This window comes from Streptomyces sp. NPDC041068, assembly GCF_040647455.1.
Taxonomy (GTDB): domain Bacteria; phylum Actinomycetota; class Actinomycetes; order Streptomycetales; family Streptomycetaceae; genus Streptomyces.
In genome coordinates this window covers 73028-95833 of the sequence record NZ_JBEZCG010000009.1, presented here as the reverse complement: position 1 = coordinate 95833, position 22806 = coordinate 73028, and the positions used below count along the sequence as shown (strand labels likewise).

Genomic DNA, 22806 nt, shown 5'->3' with positions numbered 1-22806 from the left:
GTCAGCGCTCCCCGACCGTGATGGCCTGCACCGGGCAGGCCCGCACGGCCTCGGCGACCATCGGGTCACCGCCGCCGTCCTCGCGGCCCGGCAGCAGTTCGCTGAGGCCGTCGTCGTCCTGGGTGAAGACGTTCGGCGCGGTGAGCGCGCACATGCCCGCGCCCACGCACAGGTCCCCGTCTATGTGGATCGCCTTGTCCGTCGTCTCGTTCGTCATGATCAATCCCTACCGGATGCCCGACTACTGCTGGATCCTCAACTCCTACCAGGTGACCGGGAGTTCGAGCATGCCCTGGATGGTGTCTCCCGGTTTGTGGGGGATCTCCTCCACGGGGGCGGCGAGCCGCAGCCCCGGCAGACGCTCGAAGAGGGAGCGCAGGGCGATCTCGATCTCGGCGCGGGCGAGGTTCTGCCCCAGGCACTGGTGGACGCCGAAGCCGAAGGCGAGGTGGTGCCGGTCGGGGCGGTGCCAGTCCAGTTCTTCCGGTGCCTCGTATGCCGTGCCGTCGCGGTTGATGAGGGAGGTGGAGAAGATGACGCCGTCGTCGGCGCGGATCGTGCTGCCGGCGATCTCGATGTCCTCCTTCGCCACCCGCATCATCCCGTCCGCGATGGACAGGAAGCGCAGCAGCTCGTCGACCGCCGCGGGCATCATCGGCCGCCCGTCCCGCAGCCCTTCCCGCAGCTCGGCGAGCCGCTCGGGGTGGCGCAGCAGCGTGAACGTACCGAGGGAGATCATGTTCGCCGTGGTCTCGTGCCCCGCGACCAGCAGGATCGTGGCGAGGCTCACCAGCTCGTCGCGGTCCACGGCGCCCGACGCGAGCTGCTGGTGGATCAGCCCGTCGAGCAGCCCGTCGCCGGGCTCCTGGCGCTTGCGGTCGATCAACGCGTAGAAGTACGCGTCCAGTTCGTCCCGCGCCGCGAGCACCGCGTCGGCGCCGGGCCCGCGGAGCAGCCGCCGTGACTGCTCCTCGAAGAAGTCGTGGTCGGCGTAGGGCACTCCGAGGAGATCGGAGATCACCATGGACGGGAGCGGGAGCGCGAAGGCGTTCACCAGCTCGGCGGGCGGACCCTGTTCGACCATGGCGTCCAGGAGCCGGTCGACGGTCTCCTGGATCCGCGGCCGCAGCGCCGCGATGCGCTTGACCGAGAAGCTGGGGATCAGCATCCGGCGCTGGGTGTTGTGGCGTGGGTCGTCGACGCCGAGCAGGGCGACGCGCCGGTTGCGGGACTTGGCGAAGCGTTCGGTCTGTGAGGGGAAGGCGTCGTGCGTCCGGTCGGACGAGAGGCGGTGGTCGGCGAGGAGCTCGCGGGCCACCGGCTGTCCGGTGACCAGCCACACGGAGCGGCCGTCGAAGAGCCTGACGCGGGAGATCGGCCGCTCCTCGCGCAGCGGCGCGTAGCCGGTCGGTGGGTGGTAGGGGCACGCGCGGTCCTGGGGGAAGGCGATGGGTTCGGTCGGCTGCACGGGCTCCGCCGACTTCGTTGACTCCGTCATCGATGTACCTCGCAAGCGCAGTTCTTCCCTTACGTCCCCCATTAGATGCCTGGGGCATCTAATTCTCCACGGCAAGACCGGCCAGATCGCCCGCCGGGCGCGTGTCCGGAATTGCCCCCTCCGATCAACCCGCCCGCGTCTGTGGCCGGTTCGGCGGTGTGTGGTAGCACTGCGGGCATGAAGGACAAGCCCGCAGCGCGCTCCGGTTACCACCACGGCTCACTCCCCGAGGCCCTCGTCGCCGCGGCACTCGACCTCCTCGACGAGGAGGGCCCCGAGCGGGTCACGGTCCGAGAGATCGCACGCCGCGCCGGGGTCTCCCCGGGGGCGCCGTTCCGTCATTTCGCCGACCGGCAGGCGCTGTTGACGGCCGTCGCGGTGCGGATTCTGGCCGACTACGAAGCCTGGCAGCTGGCCGAGCTGGAGAAGGCGGAGGGTTCCGCGATGCGCGCCTTCGGCCTCGGTTTCGTGCGGTACGCGATCCGCCACCCGCACCGCTTCGAGCTCGTCAAGCCCTGGGTGTTCGGACCCCGCCGCCCGGCCGAGCTGGACGAGCACCTGGCCGCCATCGAGGAGGCCTTCACCGGCGTCATCCTCGCCGACCAGCGCGCGGGCGAACTGCGCGCCGGGGATCCGGCCGTGGTGGGCCTCGCGGGTCAGGCGCTCGTCTACGGACTCTCGCAGATGATCGTCGACGGATATCTGCCGCCGGACCAGGCCGAGCACCTGACCGAACAGGTCCTTGACACCTTCGGCCTCGGTGTCGTCAACGTGGCCCGGTACAAGGGCTGTTGACCCCCTCGCGATCCCTTGACCCCCTCTTCGCGCGCTGATGTAATCACCGATTACATCGGCGCTGCAGCCAGCGCCGCCTCGCTGCCCGCGGCAGCGCACCGACTGGGGGAGTCGCATGTTCGCCAAGCCGATGCCTGGCTACACCACCGCAGCCGCCGAAGGGGACGTGACGGTCCTGCTCATCGGCATGCGCGTCAATCACTTCTGGGCGGTGCATCACTGGGGACGCGTGATGCTCGCCATGCTCCGCATGCTCCGTGAACTGGAGAAGGACCCGGGCCGCGGCCTCCTCGGCCGCGTCCTGCTGACCGCGTCACCGCGTACGTACTACGTGGTGCAGTACTGGGAGTCCAAGGACAAGCTCTACGCCTACGCCAAGGCGCCCGACGCCTTCCACCACAAGGCCTGGGGCATCGTCAACCGCAAGCTCCGCGCCGGGAAGACCCGTGGACACGTGGGGCTGTGGCACGAGACGTACATCGCCCCGGAGGGCTCGTACGAATCGATCTACTTCGACATGCCGCCCTTCGGCCTCGCGGGGGCGAAGGGAGCCCTGCCGGTGGAGCGCCGCGGCCGCACCGCCGCGGCCCGTCTCGCCCACCGCTCCGAGCGCGCATAGGGCGCCGCGGCGGCCGTGCGAAGATCCAGGGGATCACGCACGGCCACTGTGGAGGATGAGGATGTTCGCGATTTCGCTGGGGGACGGAGCCGAGCTGAGCCCGCTGGAGCCGTGGCAGGCCGAGGAGTTCCTCGCCCACATGGACCGCGGCCGCGACTACATAGGCCGGTACGTGGGACTGCCCGACGTCGCGGCCGACCTCGACGCCGCGCGCTCCTGGCTCCAGCTGTACGCCGACAGGACCGCCGCCGACACCGGCCGTCTGTACGGCATCCGGCTCGACGGGCGCCTCGTCGGTGGCGTCCTCTTCCGGGTCTTCGACACGAAGACGGGCACCTGCGAGGCCGGCTGCTGGCTGGAGCCCGACGCCGCGGGGCGCGGCCTGGTCACCCGCGCGGTGCGCACCGTCGTCGACTGGGCCGTCGACGAGCGCGGCATGCACCGTGTGGAGTGGCTGGTCGCCGCCGAGAACACGGCCAGCATCAACGTGGCCAAGCGGCTCGGCATGAGCCGCGACGGCGTCCTCCGCGAGAACGACCCCTACCGGGGAGTGCGCCAGGACACCGAGGTCTGGTCGGTCCTCGCCCCCGAGTGGCGCGCCGCGCGCGCCACCGCCTGAGGGGCCCCGCGATGACGGATGACTCGGCCCGCGCCACGGTCGACGAGGCCTACGGGAACCCGCGCCTCGCGGCGCTCTACGATCCGCTCGACCCCGACCGCAGTGATCTCGACGTGTATCTGCGCATGGCCGAGGAGTTCGGTGCGCGCAGCGTGCTCGACATCGGCTGCGGCACGGGCGTGTTCGCGCTGCTGCTCGCCGCGCGCGGCATCGACGTCGTCGGCGTCGACCCCGCGCGCGCCTCCGTCGACGTGGCCCGCGCCAAGCCGGGCGGCGAGCGGGTGCGCTGGCTCTGCGGCGACGCGACGGAGCTCCCGCCGCTGCGGGTCGACCTCGCGACCATGACGGCGAACGTCGCCCAGCACATCGTTGATCCGGACGCCTGGCGGGCGAGCCTGCGGGGCGTCCGCGAGGCTCTGCGGCCGGGCGGGCGCCTGGTGTTCGAGACCAGGGACCCGGCACGCCGGGCCTGGGAGGGGTGGAACCGCGAGGCCACCCACGCGATGACGGAGGTCCCAGGCGTCGGCGCGCTCGAGAACTGGATCGAGGTCACCGGGGTCGACGGCCCGCTGGTGACGTTCCGCTGGACCTGTGTCTTCGCCGCGGACGGGCAGGTGCTGACCTCGGACTCGACACTGCGCTTCCGTGAACGCGCCGAGATCGAGGCCGATTTGGCCGCCCAGGGGTACGTCGTGGACGACGTCCGCGACGCCCCCGACCGGCCGGGCCGCGAGTTCGTGTTCGTGGCGCGGCGCCCGGAGGGGGAGCGGGGCCGGGAGGGGCAGGGCTAGTCCTTGAGGCGCTCCAGGATGCGGTCCATGCCGCTGTTCCAGTTCTCCTTCAGCGCCTCCGTCGCCGCCTCCAGGTCGCCGCGCCGCAGACACAGCGCGATGCGCTCGTGCTCCTCGGCGGAGCGCTCCAGGACGTCCTGGTCGCCGAGGGCCACGCGCTCGTACCGGTGCATCGTGACCTTCAGGGACGTGATCAGCTGCATCAGGCGGGCGTTGGCGCAGCCCGAGAGGAGCAGGTCGTGCCAGGCGTCGTCGTACCGCTCGATCACGTCGTGCGGGGCCTGCGGAGCGGCGAACGCCCGTGCCTCCGCAAGGAGTTGCGGGGCGATCGTCGCGAGGTACTCGGGAGAGCTGGACCGCAGGGCGAGGGCCTCCAGGGAGGTGACGATCGCCGTCAGGTCGCGGAACTCCTGGGCGCTCAGCGGCGTGAAGCGGAAGCCCTTGCCGCGCTCGCTGGTGATGACGCCCTCGCGCTCCAGCGTGATCAGCGCCTCGCGCAGCGGCGTACGGCTGACACCCAGCTCGGCGGCCAACTGGACTTCGTTGATCGTCTCGTTCGTGGCGATCGTGCCGCTGCCGAGGCGCCCCAGCAGTTCCTCCTTCACCTGCTCACGCAGCGGTCGGTTCTCGATTGGCATGTGCGGCGGCCCTCCCCTTCGGTTGCTCGATTATCCGCCACCGGCTGGTCAGGCGGTACCTGCGCCGTCGACCGGGATGATCGCCCCGCTGATGAACGCGGACGCGTCGGACGCCAGGAACGCCACCGTGCGCGCGATGTCGTGGGGCTGGCCGATGCGGCCGAGGGGGCGGTCGGCCGCGTCGGCGTAGAACGCGTCCGCCCGCTCGCCCAGCTGCCGGGCCTCCTCCGCCAGCATGCCGGTGGCGGTGTCCCCGGGGCACACACAGTTGACGCGGATGTTGTCCGGGCCGTGGTCGATCGCCATGGCGCGGGTCATGTTGACGACGGCCCCCTTCGACGCGCAGTACGAGACCGCGCGGGCACCGCCCGAAATGCCCCAGCCGGAGCCGGTGTTGACGATCGAGCCGCCGCCCCTGGCCGCCATGCCGGGGATCACGAGACGGCTCATCAGCAGGATCGAGCGCACGTTCACCGCCATCACCAGATCCCAGTCGTCCTCGGTGATCTCGCACACCGTCGAGCGACGGATGATGCCCGCGTTGTTGAAGAGGATGTCGACGCCGCCGAAGCGGTCCTGGGCGGTGGCGACCACGGCCTCGCAGTCGGCACGCCGCGACACGTCGCAGCGTACGAAGACGCCCCCGGTGTCCTTCGCGGTCCGCTCGCCGCCCTCCGCGTCGATGTCGGCGACCACGACGCGGGCCCCGAGCTCGGCGAGGACCTGGGCCGTGGCGCGGCCGATGCCGGCGCCGGCACCGGTGACGACGGCGCGCTTTCCGTCGAGAGAGATCATCGTGTGCTCCTTGTCCCTTGGGTGTTGTCCCTTGAGGATCAGCTGGTCACGGGGTAGAGGGAGATGCGCCGGTGCCCGGTGAGCACGGGCAGGTATCCGGTCAACTCGCCGTCCATGGCCGGGTCTGAGGTGTCGAGGAGCAGCGGGCGGCCGCCGAGCGCCGCCAGCTTCTGCTCCGGGCACAGGACGAGCAGCCGTTCACGGCCGCCCGCCGCGCGCAGTACGCGGGGCGAGATCTGCTGGTTGCCGCGGCCGAGCAGGAAGCCCTGGCCGCCGATGGGGGAGAGCGCGATCCAGCAGCGCTCCCGGCCGATCCGCGCGAGCAGCTCCGCCTCGCCCGCGTCGCGCGCCACCACCTCGGCCCGGCCCTCGCGCAGAGCGACCACGTCGACTCCGGCGAGCGAGGTGTCGGCGCCGAGCGCGCGGGCCACGGCGCGGGTGGTGGTGCCGGGGCCCAGGACCAGCAGCCCGTCGCCGACGCGCCCCGCGGTCTCCGCCGCGATGCCCCAGGACGCCTCGGCGGTGGCGACCGTGCCGCCCGTCTTGCGCTGCTGCACCCGCGCGGGTACGTCCGGTACGGGCAGCCAGCCGAAGAGCCGCGAGGCCACGCGTCCCTCGCGCAGTGCGGCCTCGTCGCGGTCCATGACCTCGGCGTCCCGCAGCCGTACGCCGCCCTTTCCGGTCAGCCAGGCCGCGGCGACCTCGCCCGCCGCGCGCGTGCCGACCGCGAAGACGGCCGAGTGCATCTTGACGCCGGTCGGGATGCCGAGGACGGGGCAACGGGTTCCGGCGTGGGCGCCGAGGACGCCGAGGGTACTGAGGGCGCCGAGCACGTCGCGCGCGGTGCCGTCGCCTCCGGCGAAGAGCAGGAGATCGACCCCGGAGCGGACGAGGGCGCGGACCGCGGCGAGGGTGTCGGCAGGGGTGGTGCTGGTGGTGTGAGCAGTGCGGGTGGTGCTGGTGGTGTGAGAAGCACGGGCGGTGCTGGTGGTGTGGGAAGCGCCAATGGTGCCGGCGGTGCGGGCAGGCGCAGGCATCCGCACCAGCACCGGATTCATCCCCGCCGCCCGCACCGCATCCGCCCCCATCACCCCCGGCACCGTCACGACCACCGCATCCGGGACCACGGACCGCAGTGCCCGCAACGCCTGGGCCGCGCGCGTACCGGCCAGCGGGTGCGCCCCCAACTCCACTGCCCGCTCGGCCCGTTCGGGGCCGTCCGTGCCGCCGAGGCCCACCCGGCCGCCGAGTCCGGCGACCGGATTGACCACGAGGCCGACGCGGCTCACGCCGGCTCGCCCAGGATCTTCCGGCGGTACGCCCGCCAGGACACCGCCCATGTCTTCGGGTCGTCCAGTGCCTCGGGCCGCACCCGGTGGACGCTGGAGCGGTGCGGCGCCGTGCGCACGGTCTCCGGGTCCTCGTACGCCTCGCGCGCGACCTCCGCGAGGATCTCCGCGTACTCGTCGAGGTCGGCCCGGCTGTAGGACTCGGTGGGCTCCAGCGTCATCGGCTCGGGAACCACGTAGGGATGGTGGCTGGTCCAGTAGTGGGTGCCGAAGTCCGCGGCGCGCAGACCGATGTCCTCGGAGTGGACGCCGGTGTCCTCGTACAGCTTCTGCCAGCTGTAGCGGACCTGCTCGACGCGCGGCCGCCCTTCCGCGTACGGCACACGGACGCCCGGGATCCGCCGGACCTTGTGGAGCAGGTAGTTGTTGTTGAGGACCGCCGTCTCGGCCGCCGCCCGCAGCCCCTGGGCACCCAGCGACCTGATCCAGGCGTACGCGCGCACCAGGTTCGGCACGACTCCGTAGAACGGCCGCATCTTGCCGACCGAATGCGGCCGGTCGTGATCCAGGAACAGCCGACTCCCGTCCGACTCGACGGTGGGGTACGGGAGATACGGTGCCAGCTCCTCCGTCACCGCGCAGGCGCCCGCCGCCGGACCTCCGCACGCGTGCGGCGTCGAGAACGTCTTGTGCAGATTGAAGTGGCACAGGTCGAAGCCCGCGTCACGGGCGCGCGTGATGCCGAGGACGCCGTTGGCGTTGGCCTGGTCGTAGGAGCACAGGCTGCCCGCCTCGTGGACGATCCGCACGAACTCCTCGATGCGCGGGTTGTAGATGCCGGTGTCCTCCGGGTTGGTGATCAGCAGGGCCGCGGTGCGCGGGCCGACCGCCGCCTTGAGGGCCCCGATGTCGGGGTAGCCGTCCGCGTCCGGGTGCAGCGTGATCACCTTGAACCCCGCGGTCTTCGCGCAGGCCGCGTTCGAGGGGTGCGAGAAGACCGTCGTGATGACCTCGTCGCGCCGCTCCAGCTCGCCGCGCGCCGCGAAGTAGGCGCGGATCATGGCGACGTTGGTGTAGATCGCGGCGGAGCCCGCGGCGGGCTGGAGCGAGACCCGGTCCATGCCGGAGATCTCGCACAGGAGCCGCTCCAGATCGTGGATGACGCGCAGCACGCCCTGGACGGTGTCCTCGTGCTGGAGCGGGTGGAGCGCGGCGATGCGGGGATCGCGCACGAACCGGTCGTTGACCTTCGGGCTGTACTTCATGGTGCAGGTGCCCTGCCCGACGTCGATGTTCAGGTCGGCGCCCAGATTCTCCTGCGAGAGCCTCAAGTAGTGCCGCAGTACCTGCTGTTGGGACAGCTCGGGCAGCGCGGGCGGCGTCGCGCGGCGCAGGGCGGCCGGTATCTCGGGCGCCTCGACCGACGGGTCGGGTGCGGGCACCAGCACGCCCCGCTCGCCCGGCTCGCCCAGCTCGAAGAGCAGCTTCTCGTCCCAGGAGGCCTGCCGGAACCGGCGCAGCCGCGGCTTCGCCGCGATCCGCGCGTCCTCGGGCGTCACCGACACGGGCGCGGACGCGTGGTGGTCGCTCACTTGACGATCTCCTCCAGGGTCGTGGCGAGCCGGTCGATGTCGGCCTGGGTGTGGACTTCGGTGACGCAGTACGCGGCTTCCCGCTCGCCGGTCGGTACGCCGCCGAAGATGCCGCGTTCCTCGAGACGAGTGCGGACGTCGGCGGCCGTACGGGATCCGGTGTAGCGCACGGTGAAGTCGGCGAAGTGCAGGGCGTCCCCGAACGGCACGTCGACGTGCGGGACTTGGGCCAGGCGCCGCCGCGCGTACGCGGTGAGCGCGAGGATCGTCTCGCCGATCTCGCGCATGCCCTGCGGTCCCATCAGTGCCAGATACACCCCGGCGCCGATGCCGTGCAGCGCGGCCGCCGTGCCGACCCACTCCTTGCCCTCCTCGCGCCGGGCGAAGGAGGTCCGCTCATAGGCGACGTCGCCGAAGCCGTACTCGCCCTCGACCTCGGTGGGCACCAGGCCGAACAGGCGCGAGGGGAACTCGGCGACTAGGTGTTCCTCGTCGCGGGTCGCGATGAACCCGGCGTTGCCGCCGCCGAAGCTCTGGTGGATGCCGAGCGGCTGGATGTCGCCGCACGCGATGTCCGCGCCGTACGAGGAGGGCGGGGCGAGCACGCCGAGGGTGAGCGGATTGCAGCCGACGACGTACAACGCACCTGCCCCGTGGGCGAGTTCGGCGAGTGCGGGGAGGCGCTCGTCGATCAGGCCGAGAGCCGAGGGGGCCTCCGCGTACACGGCGGCCGTGTCGCCCGGGGCGAGCGCCTCGCGGATCGCGGCGAGGTCGGCTCGGCCGGTCTCCCGGTCCACGGGGACGACCGTCACGTCGTGGTCGGGCCGTACGTAGTCCCGTATGCGCGACAGCTTGTCCGCGTCGAGCGCCGTCGCCACGACGAGACGGCGGCGGCCTGTGATCCGGCCCGCCATGCGCAGCGCGGTGCCGGAGGCCTGGAAGCCGTCGTACACAGGGACGTTGACGACCTCCACGTCGAGCAGCTCGGCCATCATCGACTGGTACTCCCACAGCGCCTGGAAGCGGCCGTGGTCCTCGTACGGTTCGCCCGCGTACGCGGTGAGGAACTCGGCGCGGTTCACCACCTCGTCGACCACCGCGGGGACATGGTGCTGGTAGCAGCCCTTGCCGAGGAAGCTGAGGGCCTGCTGTGTGGTGGTGTTGCGGGAGAGCAACTCCTCCATGTGCCGGACGAGTTCGGCCTCCGAGCGGAGCGGTTCGGGCAGGTCCAGGGGGCGGTGCAGACGGATCGCGTCGGGGATGTCGGCGTAGAACTCCTCGACGCTCGTCGCGCCGATCTCGTCGAGCATCGCCTGTCGGACGGCGGGCACCGCGTTCGGGATGTACGGGTGGGTCATGCCGCACCTTTCGCGTGTGCAGAAGGCTTTGTGTGCAGAAGTCTTTGTGTGCAGGCCTCTTGACGGTCGGTCCTGTCATTCAGTGTTCTGAATACAGAATTAGGCATTCAGTGCTCAGGAGGCAAGAGTGTCAACAAGACCACCCCGGCGGCGAGTTGTGGCCGCGGGACTCGCCGCCTCGGCATCCGCACTGCTCGGCTCCTGTGCCATGGGAGGGGCGGGCGGGGCGGACGGCGGCCCGCGTGAGCTGGGCGGCGAAGGAGAGGACGACGGCTCCGAAGGCAAAGGGGGCCACAGGCTCACCGGCGAGATCACCGTCTGGTCGTGGGACGTGGCCGCCACCGCGATGAAGCGGCTCCGCGGCGCCTTCGAGGAGCGCCACCCGGGCGTGAGCGTCGACGTGGTCGACATCGGCTACGACAACGCCTACGACAAGATCACCGTGGGCCTGCGCGGCGGCACCGGTCTCCCCGACGTCCTGACCATGGAGGGTAGTTACCTGCCCCGCTACACCGCCAACTTCCCCGGTGGCTTCTACGACCTGGTCCGGCGCGGCGGCCGCTACCGCGGCGACTTCGACCGTGCCGCCTGGCGCACCGTCACCGGCGGCGCGGGTCGCGAGAGGATCTTCGGGATTCCGTGGGACATCGGCCCGTGCGCCCTCTACTACCGCACCGACCACCTGCGCGCCGCGGGCGTCGACCCCAAGTCCCTCCGGACCTGGGGGGATTACGTCCGTGTCGGCGTCCGCGTGAAGGAGGCCACCGGGCACAAGCTGCTCGTCCACGACCCGACAGGTCCGGGGATGTTCCCGATGCTGCTCCAGCAGCAGGGCCAGTCCGCGTTCCTCGGCGGCCGCATCGCCCTGGAGACTCCGGCCGCCGTCCGGGCCCTGACCCTGATGAAGCGACTGGCCGAGAAGGGGCTCATCGCCTACGAGAAGAACTGGGACGGCCTGGTCACCGCCACCAAGGAGGGCAAGGTATCCACCAACCCCATCGCCGCCTGGTGGACGGGCACGCTCACCGATGAAATGCCCGAGCTCAAGGGGAAGTTCGGGGTGGTGCCACTGCCCGGTTTCACCGCCGACGGGGTACGCACCTCGAACATCGGCGGCTCCACCCTCTGCATCCCGGCGCAGAGCGAACAGGCGCAGGCCGCCTGGGAGTTCATCCGCTTCGTCCTCACCGACAGGGCGAACCAGGTCGCGATGTTGAAGCGCGAGGGTCTCTTCCCCGCCCATCTGCCCGCGCTCGACGACCCGTATCTGAGCGAGCGGCAGGAGTACTTCGGCGGGCAGCGCGCCAACGCCGTGTTCGCGCGGCTCGCCCGGACCATCCCGCCCGTCGAGTACACGAAGGACGACGCCAAGGAGAGGGACATCGCGACCTCCGCCGTCAACGGCGTGCTGCTGCACGGCAAGGACCCGCGCGCCTCCCTCGTCTCGGCGGCCGAGCGGCTCGCCGACGCGACCGGACGAAAGAGGGTGGCGTAGCCCCATGGTCGCCCTGGACTCCGGTAAGCACACCGCCGCGCCCGCCCGCACGCCTGGCACGCCGCGCCGCCCCCGGCGCCGCGCCCGCCTGTCGGGATGGATCTTCGCGGGCCCCGCCGCCGCGCTGTTCGCCCTCTTCTTCGCCTACCCGCTCGGCGCGAGCCTCCTGCAGTCGTTCACCACCGAGGACGCGGGCGCCCTGCGCTTTGTCGGCCTCGACCAGTACCGACGGCTGCTCCACGACCCGGCGTTCGCCGAGTCCCTGCTCAACACCGGGCTGATCCTCGTCATCCAGGTCCCGGTGATGATCTGCCTCGCGCTGGTTCTCGCCGCCCTCCTCAACCAGTCGTGGCTGCGCCTGCGCGGCACCTGGCGCGCCGTGCACTTCCTGCCCGCGGTGACCACGCTCGTCGCGTACGCCGTGGTCTTCCAGGTCCTGCTCAAGACCGACAACGGCCTCGTCAACCAGGCCATCGGCGCCGTCGGCATGGGCCCGATCGACTGGCTCAACGACCCGACCTGGGCGCGCGTCTCCCTCATCCTCACGCTCACTTGGCGCTGGACCGGGTACAACGCCGTCATCCTGCTCGCGGGGCTGCAGGCCATCGGCAAGGACCAGTACGAGGCCGCGGCGCTCGACGGCGCCTCCGCCTTCACCACGTACACGCGCGTGATCCTGCCGCAGCTGCGGCCCGTGGTCCTTTTCTGCGTCATCACCTCCACCATCGGCACGCTCCAGCTCTTCGACGAGAACTACGTCCTGACCCGGGGCGGCCCCGACGACGCCACCCTCACCCCCGTCGTGCACCTCTACCGCGTCGGCTTCCAGCAGTTCGACTTCGGGTACGCCGCCGCCATCGCCTGGGTGGTCGTCGCGATCATCGCCGCGGTCTCCGCGCTCCAGTACCTCGCCTTCGGAAGGGAGCGCCGCCGATGAGCCGCAGCCCGGCCTTCGTCAGGGGCGCCGGACGGCTCGCGGCGCGGGCGGTGCTCCTGCTCGGCGCGGTGGCCGGCCTCGTGCCGTTCCTGTGGATGGCGATCGCCGCCACCCACTCCTCCGCCGACCTGTTCCACTCGCCGCCGCCGTTCCTGCCCGGCGGCGAACTCCTGGACAACCTCGCCCGGCTCCAGGACACCATCGGCTTCGGCCGGGTCATGCTCAACAGCCTCGGCATCGCCGTCGTCCAGACCGCGCTCAGCTCGCTCGTCTCCGCCATGTGCGGCTACGGCCTCGCCAAGTACCGCTTCCGGGGGCGGGGGTTGGTGCTCGCCGCCGTGCTCGCGACGATGATGATCCCCTTCCAGGTGCTGCTCGTGCCGCTCTTCCAGATGATGGCGAGCATCGGCTGGATCGACTCCTACCAGGCGGTGATCCTGCCGTTCCTCGCCAACTCCTTCGGCATCCTCCTGATGCGCCAGGGCTTCGTCGACTTCCCCGACGAGCTCATCGAGTCGGCCCGCATGGACGGCTGCGGCGAGCTGCGCACCTTCTACCGCGTCGTGCTGCCCTGCGTGCGCCCGCAGCTCGGCGCCCTGGTCATCTTCACGTTCATGGCGGCCTGGAACAGCTTCATCTGGCCGCTTCTCGTGCTCAACACCGAGGACAAATACACCGTGCCCGTAGCCCTCAACACCCTCACCGGACTCTCCCGCGTCGACTACTCGGGCCTGATGCTCGGCTCCCTGCTCGCGACCCTTCCCCTCATGGCGCTGTTCCTGCTGTTCCAGCGGCAGTTCGTGGCCGGCCTGCTCGGCGGGGCGGTGAAGGGATGAGCCTCCTCACTCGCGTGCCGGGCCTGCAGTACGGCGGTGACTACAACCCCGAGCAGTGGCCCGAGGAGACCTGGGCCGACGACGCCGCGCTCATGAAGGAGGCCGGCGTCACCCTCGTCACCGTAGGCGTCTTCTCCTGGGCCGGGCTCCAACCCGGCCCCGACACCTGGGACTTCGGCTGGCTCGACCGGCTCATGGACCTCCTGCACGCCCACGGCATCGCCGTGGACCTGGCCACCGCCACCGCGTCCCCGCCCGCCTGGCTGGTGCGCGCCCACCCCGAGATCCTGCCGGTCACCGCCGACGGCGTACGCCTCGAGTTCGGCTCGCGCCAGCACTACTGCCCCTCGTCCCCGCACTACCGGCAGGCGGCCCTGCGCCTGACCCGCGCACTCGCCGAGCGGTACACCGACCACCCGGCGCTCGCCCTGTGGCACATCCACAACGAGTACGGGGACCACGTCACCGCGTGCTTCTGCCCGCGCTCGGCGGCGCACTTCCGCACCTGGCTGCGGGAGCGGTACGGCGGCATCGACGCCCTCAACCACGCCTGGGGGACGGCCTTCTGGTCCCAGCGCTACGGCACCTACGACGAGATAGAACCGCCGCGCACCGCGCCGGGCCCGGTCAACCCGACCCAGCTGCTCGACTGGCGCCGCTTCTGCTCCGACGCCCTGCTCGCCCTGCACCGCGCCGAGCGCGACGTCCTCACCGAGGTGAGCCCCGGCACCCCGGCGACGACCAACTTCATGTCGATGCTGAAGGAGCTCGACTACTGGCGGTGGGCCGAGCACGAGGACTTCGTCTCCGACGACGCCTACCCCGACCCCGCCGACCCCCGGGCCCATGTCACCGCCTCCCTCAACTACGACCTCATGCGCTCCCTCAAGCGCGGCAGGCCCTGGCTGCTCATGGAACAGGCCCCCTCGGCGGTGAGCTGGCGGCCGGTCAACGTCCCCAAGAAGCCAGGACTGCAACGCCTCTGGTCGCTCCAGGCCGTGGCCCGCGGCGCCGACGGCGTCCTGTACTTCCAGTGGCGCGCCTCGCGGGCGGGCGCGGAGAAGTACCACAGCGCCCTGCTCCCGCACCGCGGCACCGCATCGCGCGGCTGGCGCGAGACCGTTCGCTTCGGCGCCGAACTGGCCGCTCTCGCCGAGGTCGCGGGCAGCCGCGTCACCGCGTCCGTGGCCCTCGTCCTGGACTGGGAGTCGTGGTGGGCCCTGGAGTCCGACGACCACCCCTCCTCCCGCATGCGCTGGCCCGACCTGCTCCGCCCCTGGTACGCGGCCCTGCACGCGCGCGGCATCACCGCCGACTTCGCGCCGCCGCACGCCGACCTGTCCGGCTACCACGCGGTCCTCGCGCCCAGCCTGCACCTGCTGCGCACCGCCGACGCCGAGCGGCTCGCCGCGTACGTACACGGCGGCGGCCACCTCGTCGTCGGACCGTTCAGCGGTGTCGTCGACGAGCACGACCAGATCCACGACGGGGGAGCGCCGGGCCCGCTGAGGGACGTACTGGGCCTGTCCGTCGACGAGTTCTGGCCGGTGCCCGACGCCGAAGCGGTGCCGCTCGCCTCCGGCGCGCGGGCCACGGTGTGGAGCGAGTGGATCGAGCCGGACGGTGCCGAGACCCTCGACACCTACGCCGCGGGACCGCTCGCGGGGCGGCCCGCCGTCACCCGCCACACCCACGGCGCGGGCACCGCCCGGTACGTGAGCTGCCACCTGCCCGACCACATCGCGGACGTGCTCGGTCCCGCGCTCGTCGAAGCGGGCGTCACCCCGTGCGCGCCGGTACCCGAAGGCGTCGAGGCCACCGTCCGCACCGGCCCCGACGCCTCGTACCTGTTCCTCCTCAACCACACGGACCAGGCCGTCGAGGTCGAGGCCGACGGCACGGACCTGCTCACCGGAGCCCCGGTACGCGGCGCCGTGACCCTCGCACCGCTCGGCGTGGCCGTGCTCCGCACCTCAGAGCCTGCTGTCCGTACCACCGACCCCGCTGTCCGTACCCCCGACCCCGCTGTCCGCACCCCCGACCCCTCTGGAGACAAGCCCTCGTGACCAGACCCCGCACGCCCCGCCTCGCGCTCCTGGCGGCGCTGCTCCTCGCGGGCGGCGCCGCCCTGGCCGCCCCGCCCGCGAGCGCCGAGCCTGCGCCCGCTCCTGCGGCCAAGGCGTCCGCGCCCGTACCCGTACCCGTACCCGCCTACGCCGATGTCCTCGACCTGCACGGCGCCCCCACCGCCGCGCTGCCCGGCGGCGACGACGACGTCAACCGCGTCAACGTCTTCGCCGACCGAGGCGCCTGGCACGCCTACGCCCTGCCCGAGCCCGGCGACCGCTCCGCGTACGGCGGCTTCACCGGGCCCCTCTACATCGCCCAGGAGTACCCTTGGTGGCTGAGCGGCTCCTTCAGTCGCATCCGGCTCACCGAGGACGGGCGCGCCCTCGACCTCGCCGCGGGCGGTGAGCCCCGCCTCACCTCGCTGCCCGGCCGGCTCGTCCAGTCCTACGACCTCGGGCGCGGCCTGCGCCTCACCCTGACGCTGCGCTTCGCCACCCACCGCAGCGCCCTGATCCGCGCCGAGGTCCGCAACACCGGGATCGCCCCGCGCACCCTCGGCGCCGACTGGACCGGCAGCCTGCTGCGGCCCGAGAAGGCACCGATGCGGGACGCGCCGACACTCAAGGCGACCAGCACCGGCGTCGGCGTCGACTTCGCGAAGGTGCGCGAGACCTGGGACTACCTCACCGACGGCACCGAGCGTTTCGAGGTCACCCACAAGGAGCCCGTGCGCACCACCCTCGACGGCGACTCCTACCGCACGCGGACCACCGCGCCCGTCTCCCTCGCGCCGGGCGCCACGCACCACTTCGACTGGACCGAGTCCTACACCTTCACCGCCGCCGAGCGCGCCCGCGAGGCGCGGAGCGTCCGCGCGGTCCTCGCCCGTCCGCGGGCGTCCGCGTCGGCCGCCGACGCCCGCTGGCGCGGCTATGTGGCGGGGGTGACCCGCGGCGTGCCCGCCGACCGGCGCCGCACGGCCGTCAAGTCCCTGCAGACCCTGGTCACCAACTGGCGTTCCGCGGCCGGGCAGTTGAAGCACGACGGCATCACGCCGTCCATCTCGTACAAGTGGTTCACCGGCGGCCTGTGGTCCTGGGACACCTGGAAGCAGGCCGTGGGCACCGCCCGCTTCGACCCGGCGCTCGCGCAGACACAGATCCGCGCCATGTTCGACTGGCAGATCACGGCGGGCTCGAAGACCCGGCCGCAGGACGCCGGAATGATCCCCGACGCCGTCTTCTACAACGACCCCGGACGCGACGGCGGCAACTGGAACGAGCGCAACTCCAAGCCGCCGCTGGCGAGTTGGGCGGTGTGGGAGGTCTACCGCAAGAGCGGCGACCGGTCCTTCCTGCGCGAGATGTATCCGAAGCTCGCCGCCTACCAGGCCTGGTGGTACCGCAACCGGGACCACGACCGCGACGGCCTCGCCGAGTACGGCGCCACCGTCGACCCGGCCAACGACTCCGCCGAGGAGCGCCGCCTCGCGGCCGCCTGGGAGAGCGGCATGGACAACGCGCCCCGCTTCGACGCCGACCTCGGCACCTCCGTCGTCGCCAACCGCGCCGCCGACGGCACGCTCCTCGGCTACTCCCTCACTCAGGAGTCCGTCGACCTGAACGCCTATCTCGCCCAGGACCAGGGCTACTTGGCACGCATCGCCAAGACCCTGGGCAGGCACGCCGACGCCGCGCGCCTGCAGCGCGGGGCGGACACGACCCACGCCGCCGTGCGCGCCGCGATGTACGACCCCGCCACCGGCTGGTTCCACGACGTCGACCTCACCACCGGCGCCCGGCTCACCGCCCGCGGCCGCGGCATCGAGGGTGCGGTCCCGCTGTGGACGGGCTCCGCCTCACGGGCCCAGGCGCGGGCGGTGCGGGACAAGTTGACCGACCCGGCCCAGTTCGCGACGACGGTGCCGTTCCCGACGGTCGCCAAGTCGTCCCCGTACTTCTCCGCGACCCGCTACTGGCGCGGCCCGGTCTGGCTCGACCAGGCCCACTTCGCCCTCGGCGGCCTGCGTCGCTACGGCTACGGCGAGGACGCCGACGCCCTCACGGACCGCCTCCTCGCCAACGCGTCGGGCCTCAAGGGAAAGACCCCGGTCATGGAGAACTACAACCCCATGACCGGGGCCCCGCTGAACTCACCCAACTTCAGCTGGTCGGCGGCGCTGTTGCTGCCGCTGCTCAGCTCGGAATGAAGGTGTCAGCTCGCGGCCGGGGCCTTGCAGGCGCCGGCCGCGCACTTGTCGAGCCACGCGTCGAAGTCGGCGTCGTAGCGGTTGCCGATGGTGCTGGTGAGCAGCGTGCGGGCCGCGTCCCACTCACCGGCGCGGTAGTGGCCGAGGAGCGTGGCCACGTCCTGCGGGTGGGACTCGATCAGGTAGCGGACCGCCAGGTAGCCCCACTGGTAGGTGCGGGTCTGGTTGGTGTTCTCGTAGGTGGTGTCGAAGAGCGTGCTCAGCTTGTACGTCTTCTTGCCCGCCTCGGCGATGGCCCTCTCGTTGGTCTGGCCGAGGTACGAGTAGGAGATGTACTCGGCGATGCCCTCGCCCCACATCACGGTCGGCGTCTTCATGTTCTCCGTGAAGTCGCCGTACATGTCGAAGCGGCCGTCGAGGTAGTGCGTGTACTCGTGGTTGAGGTTCCAGATCTGGAAGGAACCGTCCTGCTTGGGCTGCTCGTAGGCGATGAAGCGCGGCAGGTTGCCCTCCTTGGAGGGGTCGCCCTCCAGGTACATGCCGCCGTTGTTGGTGTCGATGCCGAAGACGACACCGGCGTACGTCCGGTAGTCGGTGCTGGAGTTGAAGGCGACCACTTCGAGCTGGGTGTTCTTGTCGTCCTTGACCGGACCGTTGTCCTTGACCACGTTGTGGAAGAAGGCGTCCTGCTTGCTGAGGCTCTCGCAGGAGGCGGCCAGCTGCTCGGCGGTGATCTCCTGGGCGGCGATCTTCAGGCTGTCGCTGCAGGTGTGCTTGACGGTGAGCACGGCGTCGCGCACCCGGTTCGCCAGGTCGCAGGTGCCGTACTCGGCGCAGTTCTCCTTGTCGTAGGCGTCCGTCATCTCGGCCACGCCCACCCAGAGTTGAGCCGTGCGGCCGGTCATCTGGCTGCGGCCGAGGAGCTCCTTGGCCAGCGGGGCGACTGCGGGCTTGATGTCCGCGTGCTGCAGGAAGCGGCCGAGCTCACGCCCCGCGTTGTAGACGAGGTAGGACTTGTCGGTGCCGAGCAGGTCGTCGTGCTTGACGGCGAAGTCGCGCAGGATCGTGAGGTTGCTCTGGTCGGCCTTGACGGCGGCGAGGAACGCCGGGACCTGGTGGCCTCGGAAGTAGACCTGGAAGGTGTTGTTGACCGCGGCGACCATGCCCCAGAACTTGTCGTACGAGGCGTCGTAGCCGTTCAGCAGGCGCTTGGTCACGCTCAGGTAGCGGTCGTTCTCCTGGGCGCTGTCGATCAGCGTGACCGCCTCGAACAGGACCATGCCGTTGGCCTCGGTGACGTCGAAGGCGTGGGAGGAGCCGTAGAAGGCGTCGAGGCCGCCCTGGATGGCGCTCTTCAGCGCCGGGCCGTACGGGCCGACCTCGTCCTCGTTGCCCCACTGCACGTAGTACCCGGCACGCAGGTACAGGACGACCTGGGCGGCGAACGTGGTGTTGTCACCGGGGTAGTTGGCGCCGACGTCGCGGAGCGCGTTCGCCACCGTGACCATCTGCTCCTCGCGGAACAGTGCCTTGGCGTCCGAACCGGTCACGGTGAACAGCGTGTTGACGCAGTCGGTCTCCACGCTCTTGATCTGCTGGACCAGGGCGTCGCCGGTCTTCGAGGTGAAGTCGGAGACGCGGCACTCCGCGGCCTTGCCCTTGGCCTTGCGGGCCTTCTCCGGGGCGACCTGGATCGGCGGGCGCTTCGAGACGTCCTTGGACGGCTTGGCCATGCGCTCCGCCTCGGCGTCGGCCGGGGTGGGGGTGGCGGGCTGCGGTGCGCGTTTCGAACTGGGCGCCACGGGCTTGCCGGTGGCCGCGTTCGCCGTGGTCGCCGTGGAGAGGGGGGTCAGCAGGGCGAGCCCCAGGCAGGCGACGAGGGCGGCTATCAGTGCTCTCGCACAGGCGCTCAGTGTGGGGGGTCTGGTTGTCAAGGTGGCCTCCGGGCCGGGTCGTAGCCGTGGCTGTGTCATGCCCACGGCTAGTGTGTGACATGTACCATTGCACACGTCACATGCCTCTGAAAAGGCGTCGTGCACAAGGGAGTTGGCGGGTCGTGGGCCCGGAGAAAAAAGGGTTGGTGCCGCGGCGCCCCGTCCCCTACGCTCGGCCGCGCAAGCCGTTGAGGACGTACGCACGTACGGAAGTGCACGTACAGAAGTGCACGTACAGAAGTGCACGTACAGAAGTACTCGTACAGAAGTACTCGTACGAAAGATCAGGAGGTGGCCTTCGATGAATGCCGTCGCGCTGGGCGCTGCCCGCACTCAGGAATTCCTTGCCACCCCTGTGGCCTCCGGCTGACCTGGACCTGATCTTCCGCGCGCCGAGCGCGCTGCCGGGGCCACCCTTGTGAAGGGTCACCCCTTGTCTTTCTCCTCTCTTCCGTTCTCTTCTTTCCTGGGTTCGTCCTCGCCCGTCCCGCACCCCCTGGCCCCGTACGGCTGGGACGCGGGCTGGGAGGCCGAGTTCGCGCCGTACGCGGAGCGGGGCCTCGTGCCCGGCCGCGTCGTCCGTGTGGACCGCGGGCAGTGCGATGTCGTCACCGCCGACGGGATGGTGCGTGCCGACACCGAGTTCGTCACCCCGCGCGATCCGCTGAAGGTCGTGTGCACCGGTGACTGGGCCGTCGTCGACCCGGACGGCGGCGACCCCCGCTACGTACAGGCGTATCTGCCGCGTCGTACGTCCTTCGTGCGCTCCACCTCGTCCAAGCGGTCCGAGGGGCAGATCCTCGCGGCCAACGTCGACCACTCGATCATCGCGGTGTCCCTCGCCGCGGAACTCGACCTCGGGCGCATCGAGCGGTTCCTCGCGCTCGGCTGGGAGTCGGGCGGGCAGCCGGTGATCGTCCTCACCAAGGCCGACCTCGTGCCGGACGCCGCCACGCTCGCGCATCTCGTCGAGGACGTCGAGACCACGGCGCCCGGTGTGCAGGTCCTGCCGGTCAGCGCGGCGGAGGGGGAGGGCGTCGACGTCCTCGCCGCCGTCGTCTCCGGCGGCACCTCGGTGCTGCTCGGGCAGTCCGGCGCCGGCAAGTCGACGCTGGCGAACGCGCTCGCGGGGACCGACGTCATGGAGGTCCAGGCGATCCGTGACGTCGACGGCAAGGGCCGTCACACCACGACGACCCGCAACCTCATCCTGCTGCCCGGCGGCGGGGTCCTGATCGACACCCCGGGGCTGCGCGGGGTGGGCCTGTTCGACGCCGAGACAGGCGTCGGTCAGGTCTTCTCCGAGATCGAGGAGCTGGCGGAGGGCTGCCGGTTCCACGACTGCGCGCACGCGGCGGAGCCGGGGTGCGCGGTGCTTGCCGCCGTCGAGGACGGCACGCTGCCGGAACGCCGCCTCGACAGCTACCGGAAGCTGATCCGTGAGAACCAGCGGATCGTCGCCAAGACCGACGCGAGGGTCAGGGCGGAGCTGCGGCGGGAGTGGCGGCTTCGGGGGGCGGAGGGACGTGCGGCGATGGAGGCCAAGCGGGGGCGCTTGCGCTGAGCTCGGGCGGTGAGGTGCGGGTTGTCCGGGGGCGTGGGGATCTGCGGGTCGTTCGTGGCTTGTCGCGCAGTTCCCCGCGCCCCTACGGGGCCGGGTGCCGCGCCCCGTCAGGGGCGCGGGGAACTGCGCGAGCAACCACATTGGACCCGCACGTTCTCACGGGCCTGGTGCCCCGTCAGGGGCGCGGGGAACTGCGCGAGCAACAACGACGAACCAGTACGTGCCCACGGACCTGGTGCCCCATAGGGGCGCGGGGAACTGCGCGACCAGCCACAGACGACCCGCACCGTTCCCCGCACCTCCGTGTCCGAATCCCGCCAGCCACCCCGCCCGCCCCGTTCCACAATGGAGGGCGTGATCGATGAAGAGACCAGGTACGAGGCCGTGCGCAGCAGGGATGCCCGGTTCGACGGGGAGTTCTTCTTCGCCGTCGAGACGACCGGGATCTACTGCCGGCCCAGCTGCCCCGCCGTCACCCCCAAGCGCCAGAACGTCCGCTACTACGCCACCGCGGCCGCCGCCCAGACCTCCGGCTTCCGCGCCTGCCGACGCTGCAGGCCGGACGCCGTGCCGGGCTCCGCCGAGTGGAACGTACGCGCGGACGTGGTGGGCCGCGCCATGCGGATGATCGGCGACGGCGTCGTCGACCGCGAGGGCGTCCCGGGGCTCGCGGTGCGCCTCGGCTACAGCGCCCGGCAGGTGCAGCGCCAGCTCACCGCCGAGCTGGGCGCGGGCCCCGTGGCCCTGGCACGGGCGCAGCGCGCGCACACCGCCCGGGTCCTGCTGCAGACCACGGACCTGCCGATCACGGAGATCGCGTTCGCCGCGGGGTTCGCCAGCGTGCGGCAGTTCAACGACACGATCAGGGCGGTGTACGCACTCACACCGACCGCCCTGCGCGCCGCGGCCCCCAAGCGCGGCACGGCCAGGGCCACGCCCGCCGCCGGAATCCCGCTGCGCCTCGCGCACCGGGGGCCCTACCAGGCCGGGGCCGTCTTCGACCTGCTCGCCGACGAGGCGATCGCCGGGATCGAGGAGGTCACGGGGGAGCGGGGCACCCGTACCTACCGGCGTACGCTCCGCCTGCCGTACGGGACGGGGATCGTGGCCGTCGAGGAGGCGCACACCGCGCACACCGCAGGGGCGACCGGCGGCGGTTCGAGCGCCGAGGCCGTGCACCGCGGCGGCTGGCTCGACGCCCGGCTGCACCTGAGCGACCTGCGGGACCTCACCACGGCGGTGCAGCGCATGCGCCGCCTCTTCGACCTGGACGCCGATCCGTACGCCGTGGACGACCGGCTCGGCACCGACCCCCGCCTCGCCCCGCTCGTCGCCGCGAGGCCGGGGCTCAGGTCGCCGGGGGCCGCCGACCCGGACGAGTTCGCGGTGCGGGCACTCGTGGGGCGGGAGGCGGCCGAACGCCTGGTGGAGCGGCACGGCAAGGTCCTGGACGCGGCGTGCGGCCGACTCACGCACGTGTTCCCGGTCCCGTCCGACCTGACCGCGGAGCCGGGCACGCTCGGCGCCCTGGCCACGGCACTCGTGGACGGCACCCTGCGCCTCGACGCGGGCGCGGACCGCGACGACGCGGAGTCGGCCCTGCGCTCCCTGCCGGGCATGCCCGACCACACGGCCGCCCTCATCCGCATGCGGGCCCTGGGCGACCCGGACGTGTCCCTGCCGAACGCCCCCACCCCGATCCAGGACACCTGGCGCCCCTGGCGCTCCTACGCCCTGCGGCACTTGAGGGCGGAGTCCGCCCGGTGA

General features: G+C 71.6%; 19 protein-coding genes. 11 read left to right on the top strand and 8 right to left on the bottom strand.

Annotated elements, in window-relative coordinates; genetic code table 11:
* Nucleotide 1 precedes the first annotated feature (1 nt).
* The gene (locus tag AB0B50_RS21785; protein WP_362334188.1) at nt 2-217 is read right to left on the bottom strand and encodes a ferredoxin; all 216 of its coding nucleotides are present in this window, start codon (nt 215-217) and stop codon (nt 2-4) included.
* Nucleotides 218-262: 45 nt separating this feature from the next.
* Nucleotides 263-1498 (bottom strand): cytochrome P450, encoded by a 1236-nt coding sequence (locus AB0B50_RS21780; RefSeq protein WP_362334185.1) that lies wholly within the window; start codon nt 1496-1498, stop codon nt 263-265.
* Between the two features lie 177 nt (nt 1499-1675).
* Between AB0B50_RS21780 and AB0B50_RS21775 the strand changes: the two genes are divergently transcribed.
* From AB0B50_RS21775 to AB0B50_RS21760, 4 genes are all read left to right on the top strand, one after another.
* Nucleotides 1676-2293 (top strand): TetR/AcrR family transcriptional regulator, encoded by a 618-nt coding sequence (locus tag AB0B50_RS21775; protein ID WP_362334182.1) that lies wholly within the window; start codon nt 1676-1678, stop codon nt 2291-2293.
* A gap of 115 nt (nt 2294-2408) precedes the next feature.
* Nucleotides 2409-2912, top strand: a complete 504-nt coding sequence (locus tag AB0B50_RS21770) for a DUF4188 domain-containing protein (protein ID WP_362334179.1) — start codon at nt 2409-2411, stop codon at nt 2910-2912.
* A gap of 61 nt (nt 2913-2973) precedes the next feature.
* Nucleotides 2974-3531: a GNAT family protein gene (locus tag AB0B50_RS21765; protein WP_362334176.1), complete on the top strand. Its 558-nt coding sequence runs from the start codon at nt 2974-2976 to the stop codon at nt 3529-3531.
* An 11-nt stretch (nt 3532-3542) separates the two neighbouring features.
* A complete protein-coding gene (locus AB0B50_RS21760; RefSeq protein ID WP_362334174.1) occupies nt 3543-4322 on the top strand; it encodes a class I SAM-dependent methyltransferase in 780 nt (259 codons plus the stop codon).
* On the opposite strand, the gene AB0B50_RS21755 is transcribed toward AB0B50_RS21760, so the two are convergent.
* From AB0B50_RS21755 to gcvPA, 5 genes are read right to left on the bottom strand one after another with little or no spacing between them, the layout of a single operon-like run.
* Complete coding sequence (locus AB0B50_RS21755) at nt 4319-4960, bottom strand: GntR family transcriptional regulator (RefSeq protein WP_362334171.1); 642 nt, start codon at nt 4958-4960, stop codon at nt 4319-4321. The two genes, AB0B50_RS21760 and AB0B50_RS21755, sit on opposite strands and share 4 nt — an antisense overlap.
* Nucleotides 4961-5008: 48 nt before the next feature.
* Nucleotides 5009-5755 carry an SDR family oxidoreductase gene (locus tag AB0B50_RS21750; protein ID WP_362334168.1) on the bottom strand — a complete coding sequence of 249 codons (747 nt, stop codon included), beginning with the start codon at nt 5753-5755 and terminating at the stop codon, nt 5009-5011.
* Between the two features lie 38 nt (nt 5756-5793).
* The gene (locus AB0B50_RS21745) at nt 5794-7044 is read right to left on the bottom strand and encodes an NAD(+)/NADH kinase (protein WP_362334165.1); all 1251 of its coding nucleotides are present in this window, start codon (nt 7042-7044) and stop codon (nt 5794-5796) included.
* On the bottom strand, nt 7041-8636 hold the full coding sequence (gene gcvPB / locus AB0B50_RS21740) for an aminomethyl-transferring glycine dehydrogenase subunit GcvPB (RefSeq protein ID WP_362334162.1): 1596 nt from the start codon (nt 8634-8636) through the stop codon (nt 7041-7043). Before gcvPB ends, AB0B50_RS21745 begins: the two co-directional genes overlap by 4 nt.
* Nucleotides 8633-9994, bottom strand: a complete 1362-nt coding sequence (gcvPA, locus tag AB0B50_RS21735; RefSeq protein ID WP_362334159.1) for an aminomethyl-transferring glycine dehydrogenase subunit GcvPA — start codon at nt 9992-9994, stop codon at nt 8633-8635. Before gcvPA ends, gcvPB begins: the two co-directional genes overlap by 4 nt.
* 127 nt (nt 9995-10121) lie before the next feature.
* Here gcvPA and AB0B50_RS21730 point away from each other — a divergent pair, with 127 nt between their 5' ends.
* From AB0B50_RS21730 to AB0B50_RS21710, 5 genes are read left to right on the top strand one after another with little or no spacing between them, the layout of a single operon-like run.
* Nucleotides 10122-11489, top strand: a complete 1368-nt coding sequence (locus AB0B50_RS21730) for a sugar ABC transporter substrate-binding protein (protein ID WP_362334157.1) — start codon at nt 10122-10124, stop codon at nt 11487-11489.
* A gap of 4 nt (nt 11490-11493) precedes the next feature.
* A complete protein-coding gene (locus tag AB0B50_RS21725; RefSeq protein ID WP_362334154.1) occupies nt 11494-12426 on the top strand; it encodes a sugar ABC transporter permease in 933 nt (310 codons plus the stop codon).
* The gene (locus AB0B50_RS21720; RefSeq protein ID WP_362334151.1) at nt 12423-13262 is read left to right on the top strand and encodes a carbohydrate ABC transporter permease; all 840 of its coding nucleotides are present in this window, start codon (nt 12423-12425) and stop codon (nt 13260-13262) included. Before AB0B50_RS21725 ends, AB0B50_RS21720 begins: the two co-directional genes overlap by 4 nt.
* On the top strand, nt 13259-15328 hold the full coding sequence (locus AB0B50_RS21715) for a beta-galactosidase (RefSeq protein ID WP_362334148.1): 2070 nt from the start codon (nt 13259-13261) through the stop codon (nt 15326-15328). Before AB0B50_RS21720 ends, AB0B50_RS21715 begins: the two co-directional genes overlap by 4 nt.
* Complete coding sequence (locus AB0B50_RS21710) at nt 15325-17541, top strand: trehalase family glycosidase (protein WP_362334146.1); 2217 nt, start codon at nt 15325-15327, stop codon at nt 17539-17541. The genes AB0B50_RS21715 and AB0B50_RS21710 overlap by 4 nt, the downstream gene beginning before the upstream one ends.
* Nucleotides 17542-17546: 5 nt before the next feature.
* Here the strand turns inward: AB0B50_RS21710 and AB0B50_RS21705 are convergent, their stop codons facing one another.
* Nucleotides 17547-19409, bottom strand: a complete 1863-nt coding sequence (locus tag AB0B50_RS21705; protein ID WP_362334864.1) for a collagenase — start codon at nt 19407-19409, stop codon at nt 17547-17549.
* A 499-nt stretch (nt 19410-19908) separates the two neighbouring features.
* On the opposite strand from AB0B50_RS21705, the gene rsgA reads away from it, so the two are divergent.
* Together rsgA and AB0B50_RS21695 are read left to right on the top strand one after the other, a co-directional pair.
* On the top strand, nt 19909-21039 hold the full coding sequence (gene rsgA, locus AB0B50_RS21700; RefSeq protein ID WP_362334143.1) for a ribosome small subunit-dependent GTPase A: 1131 nt from the start codon (nt 19909-19911) through the stop codon (nt 21037-21039).
* Between the two features lie 345 nt (nt 21040-21384).
* Nucleotides 21385-22806, top strand: coding sequence for an AlkA N-terminal domain-containing protein (locus AB0B50_RS21695; RefSeq protein WP_362334141.1), 1422 nt, complete (start codon nt 21385-21387; stop codon nt 22804-22806).